The sequence below is a fragment of the Streptomyces sp. NPDC017676 genome (assembly GCF_044329325.1).
In the GTDB taxonomy this organism is placed as follows: Bacteria; Actinomycetota; Actinomycetes; order Streptomycetales; family Streptomycetaceae; genus Streptomyces.
The window spans coordinates 76,568-88,962 of record NZ_JBIRJA010000007.1 but is presented as its reverse complement, the minus strand read 5'-3'; the positions used below and the strand labels follow the sequence as shown (position 1 = coordinate 88,962).

General features: G+C 70.7%; 10 protein-coding genes. 1 reads left to right on the top strand and 9 read right to left on the bottom strand.

Going from position 1 to position 12,395, the window contains the following annotated elements; all coding sequences use genetic code 11:
- Window positions 1–25: 25 nt before the first annotated feature.
- A complete protein-coding gene (locus ACH4LD_RS16690; RefSeq protein WP_398058569.1) occupies window positions 26–1,315 on the bottom strand; it encodes a histone H1-like repetitive region-containing protein in 1,290 nt (429 codons plus the stop codon).
- Between the two features lie 604 nt (window positions 1,316–1,919).
- Between ACH4LD_RS16690 and ileS the strand changes: the two genes are divergently transcribed.
- A complete protein-coding gene (ileS, locus tag ACH4LD_RS16685) occupies window positions 1,920–5,063 on the top strand; it encodes an isoleucine--tRNA ligase (RefSeq protein ID WP_398058570.1) in 3,144 nt (1,047 codons plus the stop codon).
- Window positions 5,064–5,233: 170 nt separating this feature from the next.
- Here the strand turns inward: ileS and ACH4LD_RS16680 are convergent, their stop codons facing one another.
- From ACH4LD_RS16680 to murG, 8 genes are all read right to left on the bottom strand, one after another.
- A complete protein-coding gene (locus ACH4LD_RS16680; RefSeq protein WP_181140583.1) occupies window positions 5,234–6,364 on the bottom strand; it encodes a DivIVA domain-containing protein in 1,131 nt (376 codons plus the stop codon).
- Window positions 6,365–6,418: 54 nt separating this feature from the next.
- A complete protein-coding gene (locus ACH4LD_RS16675) occupies window positions 6,419–6,709 on the bottom strand; it encodes a YggT family protein (protein WP_059248823.1) in 291 nt (96 codons plus the stop codon).
- Window positions 6,710–6,769: 60 nt separating this feature from the next.
- On the bottom strand, window positions 6,770–7,411 hold the full coding sequence (locus ACH4LD_RS16670; protein ID WP_030642042.1) for a cell division protein SepF: 642 nt from the start codon (window positions 7,409–7,411) through the stop codon (window positions 6,770–6,772).
- Window positions 7,412–7,539: 128 nt separating this feature from the next.
- On the bottom strand, window positions 7,540–8,259 hold the full coding sequence (locus ACH4LD_RS16665) for a YggS family pyridoxal phosphate-dependent enzyme (RefSeq protein ID WP_132783881.1): 720 nt from the start codon (window positions 8,257–8,259) through the stop codon (window positions 7,540–7,542).
- A gap of 6 nt (window positions 8,260–8,265) precedes the next feature.
- The gene (gene pgeF / locus ACH4LD_RS16660; protein WP_398058571.1) at window positions 8,266–8,994 is read right to left on the bottom strand and encodes a peptidoglycan editing factor PgeF; all 729 of its coding nucleotides are present in this window, start codon (window positions 8,992–8,994) and stop codon (window positions 8,266–8,268) included.
- Window positions 8,991–10,202 (bottom strand): cell division protein FtsZ, encoded by a 1,212-nt coding sequence (gene ftsZ, locus ACH4LD_RS16655; RefSeq protein ID WP_103815240.1) that lies wholly within the window; start codon window positions 10,200–10,202, stop codon window positions 8,991–8,993. The genes pgeF and ftsZ overlap by 4 nt, the downstream gene beginning before the upstream one ends.
- 279 nt (window positions 10,203–10,481) lie before the next feature.
- Window positions 10,482–11,276: a cell division protein FtsQ/DivIB gene (locus ACH4LD_RS16650; RefSeq protein WP_398058618.1), complete on the bottom strand. Its 795-nt coding sequence runs from the start codon at window positions 11,274–11,276 to the stop codon at window positions 10,482–10,484.
- A gap of 29 nt (window positions 11,277–11,305) precedes the next feature.
- On the bottom strand, window positions 11,306–12,394 hold the full coding sequence (gene murG, locus ACH4LD_RS16645) for an undecaprenyldiphospho-muramoylpentapeptide beta-N-acetylglucosaminyltransferase (RefSeq protein WP_014672168.1): 1,089 nt from the start codon (window positions 12,392–12,394) through the stop codon (window positions 11,306–11,308).
- Window position 12,395: the final 1 nt, after the last annotated feature.

Sequence of the window (12,395 nt, the reverse complement as noted above, 5' to 3'; positions counted from 1 at the left end):
GGCACGCCTTGAGGGCCCCTCACGCTCAGGAGCGGCGTTCCTGCTTCTGCTTGCACTCCACGCACAGCGTGGCCCTCGGAAACGCCTGCATCCGGGCCTTCCCGATGGGGTTGCCGCAGTTCTCGCACAGGCCGTAGGTGCCCGCGTCGAGCCGTTCCAGGGCGCGCTCGGTCTGGGTGAGCATCTCGCGCGCGTTGGCGGCCAGCGCCAGCTCGTGCTCGCGCGTGATGTTCTTGGTGCCCGTGTCGGCCTGGTCGTCGCCGGCGCCGTCCCCGGAGTCCCGCATCAGGCCGACCAGGGACGCCTCGGACGAGCTGATCTCCTCCCGCAGCCGCTCCAGCTCGGACTGCAGCTCCGCGCGGGCCTCGTCGACCTCTTCCGCGGTCCAGGGATCCTCGCCGGGGCGTACCGCCAGTTCGCCGGGCTCCACCGCGCCGAGCCGCGCCTTGGGAACGGCGGTCTGTTCCGCCGTGGCCGTGCCAGGAGTCTTCTTCGCAACCACCGTCGTGGCTCCCGTCTGCTTCGCGGCCCGCGCCGCGCCCGCGTCCTTGGTCGTGCTCTTGTCAGCCGTCTCCTTCACCGCGGCCTTGTCGGCGGCGGCCTTCCGGGGGGCGGCCTTCTTGGCGACGGCCTTCTTCCCGACCGCCTCTTCGGCGGCCGTTTCCTTGCCGGCCGTTTCCTCGGCCGCCGCCTTCTTGGCGGCCGTTTCCCTCATCGCCGACTTCTCCGCCGCGGGCGTCTGCCGGGCGGCCGACCTCTTCGTGGCCGTCTTCTTCAGCGCGGCCTTCTCCGTCACGGCCGTCTTCCCGGCCGCCTCCTTCACGGCCTCCTTCGCGGCCGGCTTCTTGTTGACCGTCCTGCCGGCGGCCGTCCTGTCAGCCGCCGTCACCCTGGTGGCCGACTTCTTGGCGACCGCCTTGGTGCCCACGACCTCCTTCACGGCCGCTTTGTCGGCAGTTTCCTTCACCGCCGCCTTCCTCGCAGCGGTCTTCTTCCCAGCGGCCTTCTTCTCGGCAGCCTTCTCCTCGCCCGTCTTCTTCTCAGCCGTCTTCTTCGCGATCTTCCCCGGAGCGGCCGGTTCCGTGCCGACGACCCCCTTGGCAGCCACCGCCTTCGCGGCAGCGGCCTTCGTGGCACCGGTCTTCGCAGCGCTCTTCGTGGCAGTCGCCCTGACGGGCGCCGCCTTCTCGGCCACCGGATTCCTGGCAGCCGTCTTCGTGGCGGCCGTCCTGCCCGGGGCCGTCTTCGTGGTGGCAGGCCTCGCGCCGGTCTTCCCGGTCGCCGGCTGCTGTACGGCGGTCTTCTTCGCCACCATGGCCGCGGCCCCTTCACATATTGTGATCTTGCACGCGAATCGTGCTGGGACGATAAATCGACTTGAGTCCCGCGGCAACGGGGCACACCGCCCGATTCGCCCGCCCGCACCCCCGAGCCACGGGCATGCATCCGTTGTGCCCAGCTCCCCGCCGGGTAATCCGCCGGACCGGACCCGCACCGACCCCGGCGCCCGCTCCCCTCGCCATTCGGGTCATACGGCCCGGCCGGCGGGCCCCGCTCCCGCCGCGCGGAAAACCGGTCCGCCGCTGTCCGCGCGGAGCCGTACACTGGGCGGAGCGAGAAGCGTGGATGGGGACGAGTAGCGGCGTACGCAGCCCAGAGCGACCCGGGGACGGTGTGAGCCCGGGGGCGAGCGCGACGTGAAGATCACCCCGGAGCCGCCGGAAGAAAGCCGCAGCCGCAGGGCGGCGGCGAGTAGAACCGGCTTCGCGACCCCAATGAGGGGGCTCACCGGCGCGTACGACGCGGCGGAGAGCCAAGGAGGGTGGTACCGCGGGAGCGCGCCGCACACGGCGTAGACAGGAACGAAGGCTCTCGTCCCTCCGACGGAAGGCAGCAAGTCCGTTGGAGGATGCTCGCAGATGACAGCGCCGACGTACCGCCAGGTGCCCGCACAGGTCGACCTGCCCGCTCTTGAGCACGCCGTGCTCGACTTCTGGCGCGAGCAGAAGATCTTCGCCAAGAGCCTGGAGCAGTCCGAGGGCCGCCCGGAATGGGTGTTCTACGAGGGCCCGCCCACCGCGAACGGCATGCCCGGCGCCCACCACATCGAGGCCCGCGTCTTCAAGGACGTCTTCCCCCGCTTCCGCACCATGCGCGGCTACCACGTGGCCCGCAAGGCCGGCTGGGACTGCCACGGCCTGCCCGTCGAGCTGGCCGTCGAGAAGGAGCTGGGCTTCTCCGGCAAGCCGGACATCGAGGCGTACGGCATCGCCGAGTTCAACGCCAAGTGCCGCGAGTCCGTGACCCGGCACACCGACGCGTTCACCGAGCTGACGACCCGCATGGGCTACTGGGTCGACCTGGACGACGCCTACCGGACCATGGACCCCGACTACGTGCAGTCGGTGTGGTGGTCGCTGAAGCAGATCTTCGACAAGGGTCTCCTCACCCAGGACTACCGGGTCGCCCCCTGGTGCCCGCGCTGCGGCACCGGCCTGTCCGACCACGAGCTGGCACAGGGCTACGAGACGGTCGTCGACCCGTCGGTGTACGTCCGTTTCCCGCTCACCTCCGGTCCGCTCGCCGGCCAGGCGGCGCTCCTGGTGTGGACGACGACCCCCTGGACCCTGGTGTCCAACACGGCGGTCGCCGCGCACCCGGAGGTGACCTACGTGGTCGCCACCGACGGCGAGGAGAAGCTCGTCGTCGCCGAGCCGCTCGTCGCCAAGGCGCTCGGCGAGGGCTGGGAGACCACGGGCCAGACCTTCACCGGCGCCGAGATGGAGCGCTGGACGTATCAACGTCCGTTCGAGCTGGTGGAGTTCCCGGAGCCGGCGCACTTCGTCGTGAACGCCGAGTACGTCACCACCGACGACGGTACGGGTCTGGTGCACCAGTCCCCGGCCTTCGGTGAGGACGACCTCAAGGTCTGCCGCTCCTACGGCCTGCCGGTCGTGAACCCGGTCCGCCCGGACGGCACCTTCGACGAGGGCGTCCCGCTGGTCGGCGGCGTCTTCTTCAAGAAGGCGGACGAAAAGCTCACCGACGACCTGAACCAGCGCGGCCTGCTGTTCAAGCACCTGCCGTACGAACACAGCTACCCGCACTGCTGGCGCTGCCACACCGCGCTGCTCTACTACGCGCAGCCCTCCTGGTACATCCGCACGACGGCCATCAAGGACCGGCTCATCCAGGAGAACGAGAAGACCAACTGGTTCCCGGAGACGGTCAAGCACGGCCGGTACGGCGACTGGCTGAACAACAACATCGACTGGGCGCTGTCCCGCAACCGCTACTGGGGCACCCCGCTGCCGATCTGGCGCTGCGAGGAGGAGCACCTCACCTGTGTCGGCTCCCTCACCGAGCTGAGCGAGCTGACCGGCACCGACCAGTCGGGCCTCGACCCGCACCGCCCGTACATCGACGAGGTCACCTTCGCCTGCCCGCACGAGGGCTGCGGCGCGACGGCCACGCGCGTGCCGGAGGTCATCGACGCCTGGTACGACTCGGGCTCGATGCCGTTCGCGCAGTGGGGCTACCCGTACAAGAACAAGGAGCTGTTCGAGAGCCGGTACCCGGCGCAGTTCATCTCCGAGGCGATCGACCAGACCCGTGGCTGGTTCTACACGCTGATGGCCGTCGGCACGCTCGTCTTCGACAAGTCGTCGTACGAGAACGTCGTATGCCTGGGCCACATCCTGGCCGAGGACGGCCGCAAGATGTCCAAGCACCTGGGCAACATCCTGCAGCCGATCCCGCTCATGGACCAGCACGGCGCGGACGCGGTGCGCTGGTTCATGGCGGCCGGCGGCTCCCCGTGGGCCGCCCGCCGGGTGGGCCACGGCACCATCCAGGAGGTCGTCCGCAAGACGCTGCTGACCTACTGGAACACGGTCGCCTTCCAGGCCCTGTACGCCCGTACGTCGAACTGGGCGCCGTCCGCGGCGGACCCGGCGCCGGCCGAGCGTCCGGTGCTGGACCGCTGGCTGCTCTCCGAGCTGCACGCGCTCACCGACCAGGTGACGCAGGCGCTGGAGGCGTACGACACCCAGCGCGCCGGCAAGCTGCTGTCCGCGTTCGTCGACGACCTGTCGAACTGGTACGTCCGCCGTTCCCGCCGCCGCTTCTGGCAGGGCGACAAGGCCGCGCTGCGCACGCTGCACGAGGTGCTGGAGACGGTCACCAAGCTGATGGCGCCGATCACCCCGTTCATCACCGAGCGGGTGTGGCAGGACCTGGTCGTTCCGGTCACCCCGGGCGCGCCGGAGTCCGTGCACCTGGCCACCTGGCCGGAGGCGGACCTGTCGGCGATCGACCCGGAGCTGTCGAAGCAGATGGTCCTCGTCCGCCGGCTGGTGGAGCTGGGCCGCGCCACGCGCGCGGAGTCCGGTGTCAAGACGCGTCAGCCGCTGTCCCGGGCGCTGATCGCGGCGGCCGGGTTCGAGGCCCTGGACCGGGAGCTGCACGCGCAGATCACGGAGGAGCTGAACGTCGAGGGACTGGCGTCGCTCAGCGAGGTCGGCGGCAGCCTGGTCGACACGACCGCGAAGGCCAACTTCCGGGCGCTCGGCAAGCGGTTCGGCAAGCGGGTGCAGGACGTGGCGAAGGCGATCGCCGCCGCCGACGCCGCCGCGCTGTCCCTCGCCCTGCGTGAGGGCACGGCCTCCGTGGAGGTCGACGGTGAGACGGTCACCCTCGCCCCCGATGAGGTGATCATCACGGAGACCCCGCGCGAGGGCTGGTCGGTGGCCTCCGACTCGGGCGCCACGGTGGCGCTGGACCTGGAGATCACCGAGGAGCTGCGGCAGGCGGGCCTGGCCCGTGACGCGATCCGGCTGATCCAGGAGGCCCGCAAGAACAGCGGGCTGGACGTCGCCGACCGGATCGCGCTGCGCTGGACCTCCACGGACCCGGCCGTGGTGGCGGCCCTCGCCGAGCACGCGGGGCTGATCGCCGACGAGGTCCTGTCGACCGACTTCGGGCAGGGCGAGGCCGACGACAGCTTCGGCGAGCCGTTCACCGACGAGGGGCTGTCCCTCACGTTCCGGCTGCGCAAGGCGTAAGCGCCGAGCGGTCCGCGAAGGGCCCGGCCTCCCTCGGGGAGGCCGGGCCCTTCCTGCACGGTTCCGTCCGCACGCAACCCGCGTGAAAAGGGCGGGCCCCCAGGACCGAAGTCCAGGGGGCCCGCCCTATCAGACGCTGCCGACGCCGTTGTCGTACTGGTGCCCGGTGCTCAGTTGTCGTCCTCGTCGATCAGGAACCCACGCATCGGCGAGGGAGCCTGACCCATCGGGGACGGGCCCTGCGGGCGGACCGGGGCCATGGGCTGGGTCATGGCCGGGGTCATCTGCTGCTGACCGCCGTAGGACGGGCCGGACGGCGAGGGGTTGCCGCCCATCGTCTGGTTGCCGCCGTAGGACGGGGCGCCGGCGCCGGCCGGGGCCATGGAGGGCGCCGGGGACGGCGGCAGGGACGCGGTGGCCGGGGTGCGCGGCGGGGCCAGCGAGTCGTCGGCCTGCGTCTCCAGCTGACGGAGCTGCGACTCCAGGTACGACTTCAGGCGCGTGCGGTACTCGCGCTCGAAGCCGCGCAGGTCCTCGACCTTGCGCTCCAGCGTCGCGCGGGCGGACTCCAGGGAGCCCATGGCGACGCGGTGCTTCTCCTGCGCGTCCCGCTCCAGGGCGTCGGCCTTGGCACGGGCGTCACGCTCCAGACCCTCGGCGCGGCTGCGGGCCTCGCCGACGATCTTGTTGGCCTCGGAGCGGGCCTCGGCGATCGCCTGGTCGGCGGTCTGCTGGGCCAGCGAGAGGACACGGGCGGCGCTGTCGCCACCGGGGCCCTGACCGGGGCCGCCCATCGGACCGCCCATGGGGCCACCCATGGGACCGCCCATCGGGCCGCCCATCTGCTGCTGCATGGGCGGCTGGCCGCCCATCGGACCCTGACCCATCGGACCCTGGCCCATCGGGCCGGGACCCTGCGGGCCGCCCTGACCGCCGGGGCCGGCGGGCAGCTGCGGGGCACCGCTCGGCAGCTGGGGCGGACCACCCATGGGGCCACCCATCTGCTGCTGCGGCGGGCCCGATATCCCGGCGGGCACCGGAGCGCCGGGACCCCGCATGCCCTGCTGCTGGTGCTGCTGCTGGTCCTGCTCCGGGGGCTTGCGCGCGTTCTGCTGGTTCTGCGCGGCGGCGCGGGTGGCCGCGGCCAGCTTGGCGCGCAGGTCCTCGTTCTCGCGGAGCAGACGGGTCAGTTCGGCTTCGACCTCGTCGAGGAAGGCATCGACCTCGTCCTCGTCATAGCCTTCTCGGAGGCGGACGGTCGTGAACTGCTTGTTCCGCACGTCCTCGGGGGTCAACGGCATCTCTTCACCTCAACGTAGTCATCGGCAGTCGGCAAGACCGGATCGTCCCCACCCTCATCTCACGAAGCTCTGCGCGATGGAGATGAGAATGTAGACGATGATCATCAGTACGAAGAAGGACAGGTCGAGCGCCACGCCCCCGAGACGCAGCGGCGGGATGAACCGCCGCAGAAGCTTCAGCGGTGGATCGGTGACAGTGTAGGTGGCCTCCAGTACGACCACCATCGCCTTGCCGGGTTGCCACGAGCGGGCGAACTGGAAAACGTAGTCCATGACCAGCCGGAAGATGAGCACGACGAGGAACACCATCAGCGCGATGTAGATCACCTGCGCGAACACGCTCATGGCCTGTGGTTCCCTCTCCCCTGTTCCGTGCTCTTCCGTGCTTCGATCCGGTCATACGTCTCAGCTCTGGTTGAAGAACCCGCCCTCTGCGATGCGGGCCTTGTCCTCCGCCGTGACATCGACGTTAGCAGGAGACAACAGGAACACCTTCTGCGTCACCCGCTCGATGCTGCCGTGAAGACCAAACACCAAACCGGCCGCAAAGTCGACAAGTCGCTTGGCGTCTGTGTCATCCATCTCAGTCAGATTCATGATCACCGGGGTGCCCTCACGGAAGTGTTCCCCGATGGTACGGGCCTCGTTGTAGGTCCGCGGGTGAAGCGTGGTGATCCGGTAAGGCTCTCGTTCCGACACGACCTTGGGCATGATCACCGGCGCGTTCTTCTCCAGGGACTGACGTTCTTGTGTGATGGATGCCACGGGCGCGATCCGCGCCGGGCGTCCGGATTCCGCGGCGAGCGAAGTCGAACGGGCCACCGGTTCGCGAGGCGCGGGCGGTTGTACGATTCGCACCTCTTCGTCCCTTTGGGACTGATGTGCACCGTGCGACTGGTGCGACGGCTCGTGCCGTCGATGGTCCCGCTCGGGCTCCGGGTCCAACTCGGGCTCGAAGTCGTCGTCGGGGTCGAATCCGCGGCCGTCGTACCCATCGTCCTCCACGAGGCCGAGGTAGACCGCCATCTTGCGCATCGCGCCGGCCATGCTCTGAGTCCTCCGCTCTGTGGTGGATCGACTGACGACTGCCAAATGCCCGCGATCCACGTGGTCGTTGTGCCCGCCTTGGCGCGCACTGACCATATTTTCTGCTGTGGTCCGACTTCCTGGCGACGTTACCCGAGCCTGGGGCGGACTCCGAGTACCGCGGTGCCGACGCGCACATGTGTCGCCCCGGCGGCCACGGCCTGTTCGAGGTCCGCGCTCATCCCTGCCGACACCATGGTTGCAGCCGGATGGGCTCGGCGCAGGTCAGTCGACAAAACCACCAGGCGCTCGAACGCCGCCTGTTCGCGTCCCGCGTACTCCCCGGTGAGCGGAGCGACGGTCATCAGTCCGTCGAGCCGCAGCCCGGGCGCCTCGGCGACGAGGTCGGCCAACTCTTCGATTCCTTCCGGGGCCACGCCACCGCGGTCGCCCCTGCCGCTCGCGCCGGCGTCGAACGCGACCTGGATGAGACAGCCCACCTCGCGCTCCGCCCGCACCGCCTCCTTCGACAGCGCGGCGACGAGCCGGGAACGGTCGACGGACTGCACGACATCGGCGTAACCGACCACGGAACGCACCTTGTTGGTCTGCAACTGACCGACAAAGTGCCACTTCAGGGGCAGATCCGCGCAAGCCGCTGCCTTCGGGGCCGCGTCCTGGTCGCGGTTCTCGGCGACATGGCGCACACCGAGTTCCGACAGGATCCGCACATCGCTCGCCGGGTAGGTCTTGGTGACCACGATCAGGGTCACCTCCTCCCGCGCGCGCCCGGCCGCCGCGCACGCGGCGGCGATGCGCTCCTCCACCTTCGCCAGGTTCGCGGCGAGTTCGGTCTTACGGTCCGTCATGCCCCATCAGTCCAGCCAGACATAGCCCGCGAGCCGCCCGGTGGCGCGGTCGCGGCGGTACGAGAAGTGGTCGTCCGACTCCAGCGTGCACACCGGCGCCTGCGCCCGGTCGCACACCCCGAGCCGGTCGAGCTGCGCGTGCACCCCGGCGCTCACGTCGAGCGCCGGCGTGCCCCAGCTCGTTTCGGCGTGCGCCGCCGGCACGACGGCGGCCACCTCGGCGCGCATCGCCTCCGGCACCTCGTAGCACCGGCCGCACACGGACGGGCCGGTGCGGGCGACGATCCGGCGCGCCTCGGCACCGAGTCCGACCATGGCGCGTACGGCGGCGGGGACGACCCCCTTGACCATGCCGGGCCGGCCGGCGTGGGCCGCCGCGACGATCCCGGCGACGGGGTCGGCCAGCAGCACCGGCACGCAGTCGGCGGTGAGGACGGCGAGGGCGAGCCCGCGCCGGGCGGTGACGATCGCGTCGACCTCCGGCACCGGCTTCTCGCCCCACGGCTCGTCCACCACGGCGACGTCGGCGCCGTGCACCTGGTTCATCCAGACGACCCGGCCGGGGTCCAGGCCCAGCGACTTGGCCGCCAGCTCCCGGTTGCCCCGTACCGCCTCGGGCGCGTCGCCGACCGCGCCGCCGAGGTTCAGCTCCTCATACGGAGCGGCGCTCACCCCGCCCCACCGGTCGGTGAAGGCGAAGTGCGCGCCGCTCACGCTCTCGCGCTGTCCTATCACTTGAGGAAGTCCGGGACGTCCAGCTCCTCGGCCGCGCTGTCCGAGTAGGTCCGGGGCGCCGGCGTCACCGGCGGGGCGACCGGGATCTCGGCCACCGGCTCGGGCGCCGGCTCCGGCTCCTCCTTCGGCTTGACGCTGCCCAGCGAGCCGAAGGACGGACGGCTCGGCTCGCTCGGCCGGGCCGGAGCGGGCTCCTCGCGGCGGGCGGGGGCGGAGCCGGCGGAGGCCGTGCCGAGGACGTTGTCCCGGCGGGCCGGGGGCTGACCGCCGTCGAAGCCGGCCGCGATCACGGTGACCCGGACCTCGTCGCCGAGGGCGTCGTCGATGACCGCGCCGAAGATGATGTTGGCCTCGGGGTGGGCGGCCTCGCTGACCAGCTGGGCGGCCTCGTTGATCTCGAACAGGCCGAGGTCGGAGCCGCCGGAGATGGAGAGCAGCACGCCCCGGGCGCCGTCGATGGACGCCTCCAGCAGCGGCGAGGAGATCGCCATCTCGGCCGCGGCCACCGCGCGGTCGTCGCCGCGGGCCGAGCCGATGCCCATGAGGGCCGAACCGGCCTCGGACATGACCGACTTGACGTCGGCGAAGTCGAGGTTGATCAGGCCGGGGGTGGTGATGAGGTCGGTGATGCCCTGAACACCGGAGAGCAGGACCTGGTCAGCGGACTTGAAGGCGTCCAGGACCGAGACCTGGCGGTCCGAGATGGACAGCAGCCGGTCGTTCGGGATGACGATGAGGGTGTCGACCTCTTCGCGGAGTTCGGCGATGCCGTCCTCGGCCTGGTTCGCGCGGCGCCGTCCCTCGAAGGTGAACGGGCGGGTGACCACGCCGATGGTGAGGGCGCCGAGCGAGCGCGCGATGTTGGCCACGACGGGCGCGCCGCCGGTGCCGGTGCCGCCGCCTTCACCGGCCGTCACGAAGACCATGTCGGCCCCCTTGAGGACCTCCTCGATCTCCTCGCGGTGGTCCTCGGCGGCCTTGCGGCCGACGGCCGGGTTGGCTCCGGCGCCGAGTCCGCGGGTGAGTTCGCGGCCGACGTCGAGCTTGACGTCGGCGTCGCTCATCAACAGCGCCTGTGCGTCGGTGTTGATGGCGATGAACTCGACGCCCTTGAGACCGACCTCGATCATCCGGTTGATGGCATTGACACCACCGCCGCCGACACCGATGACCTTGATGACTGCGAGGTAGTTCTGCGGTGCTGCCACGTCGAAGGCCTCTCGCCTCGAATTACGTTGTCGCCGCCGTGCGGTGCCCCGCGCCGGGACGACGGATGCCGAATGGGACGGTCCGTAGCGCCGACCCGAACCCTAACCCTGAAGTTTAGGGTTACCAGTGTGTCTGTTCCCTGGAGTCTTCTGAACAGGACACTAAGTCGACAAGTGGCGCCCGTTCAACGAACACGCCGAACCTCCCGTTTTTCTTTTCACCCTATGTGATCAGCCGTAGCAGTGCCCAACCAGGGTGCTGGCCTGCGCTGATGTGCGTCAACTCCCCGATGACGCAGGGGCGATGGGGACGCTGACATCGAAGTGCCGCGCGCCGGGAGATGCTTTCATGAGAGCCGTGAGGGCCCGTGCCTTGGCGCGGCCCTGTTCGTCGCTGCCCCACGCGACGGTGCGGCCGTCGGCCAACTCCAGCGAGATGTCGTCGTAGGTGCGCACGCGGACGGACCGGGCGGTCTTCGCCACGGCGGCCGGCAGGTCCCCCGCGACCCGGACCGCCTCGCGCACCAGCCGGTCGGCGCCGAAGCGCCGGAAGCTGGCGGCACCCGGACCCGTCCGGGAAGCGGACAGCTCCAGCGTCGGAACGCCGTCCGGCGCCTGCGCGACCGTGGCGAACCGGACACCGTCGTCATCGACCTCGACGAAGTTCGCGCCCTTTCGGATCAACAGCACCGGAGTGCGCTCAATCACTTCCAGGCCGATTCCATGCGGCCAGGAACGAACCACGTCTACGGTGTCAATTCGGGGCAATTTCCGGCGAAGTCGGGCTGCGATCGCACCCGTGTCGGCGGAAATCATCGGTTTTCCGACCGGCACGGCCGCCGCCTCACGCACCTCGGCCGGGGTCAGCACACGCGTGCCCGACACCGAGACGTGCTCGACGCGCAGCCATGTGGAGCCGTACAGCGCCCAGGCGGAACCGCCCCCGAGGAGCACGAGGAGGGCGACGAGGGCGACGATCGCACGAAGGCGCCGCCGATGGAGCCCTCGGGCGGGCGGCGGGCCGGACGACTCCTGCTGGCGTTCACCGCGCTCGGCGGTGGAGGGTCCGGCCACGCTGCTCACTGCCCTTTCGTCATACGGTCCTACCGGCGCGAGGCGATCGCCTCGTACACCATGCCGACGAGCAGGTCGTCGGCGTCCCGGCGGCCGAACTCGCTCGCCGCGCGGGACATCTCGTACAGCCGGTGCGGGTCGGCGAGCACGGGCAGCACGTTCTGCTGCACCCACTCGGGGGTCAGGTCCGCGTCGTCGACCAGGAGCCCGCCGCCGGCCTTGACCACCGGCTGGGCGTTGAGCCGCTGTTCGCCGTTGCCGATGGGCAGCGGGACGTAGGCGGCCGGGAGTCCGACGGCGGAGAGTTCGGCGACGGTCATCGCGCCCGCGCGGCAGAGCATCATGTCGGCCGCCGCGTACGCGAGGTCCATCCGGTCCAGGTAACTTACCGGGATATAGGGGGGCATTCCCGGCATCTGGTGGACCTGCGGCAGTTCGTTCTTCGGGCCGACCGCGTGCAGGATCTGGATACCGGCCTGCTGGAGCCACGGGGCGACCGCCTGCGTCACCTCGTTCAGCCGCCGGGCACCCTGCGAGCCGCCGGAGACGAGCAGCGTGGGCAGGTTGGGGTCGAGGCCGAAGCGGTGGCGGGCCTCGGGCCGTACGGCGGCGCGGTCCAGCGTGGCGATGGAGCGGCGCAGCGGGATGCCGATGTAGCGGGCGTCACGCAGCTTGCTGTCCGGGGTGGAGACGGCGACCCGGGCCGCGTACCGCGAGCCGATCTTGTTGGCCAGGCCCGGTCGGGCGTTGGCCTCGTGGATCACGATCGGCACGCCGAGGCGCTTGGCGGCCAGATAGCCGGGCAGGGCGACGTAGCCGCCGAAGCCGACCACGCAGTCCGCCTTGGTGCGCTCCAGGATCTGCTCGGCGGCCTTGATCGTGCCGCGCAGCCGGCCCGGGACGGTGATCAGCTCGGGGGTGGGCTTGCGCGGCAGCGGCACCGCCGGGATCAGCGCGAGCTCGTAGCCGCGCTCCGGGACGAGCCGGGTCTCCAGGCCGCGCTCCGTGCCCAGGGCCGTGATCCCCACGGTCGGGTCCTGCCTGCGCAGGGCGTCCGCGAGGGCGAGCGCGGGCTCGATGTGGCCGGCGGTCCCTCCACCGGCGAGTACGACATGCACC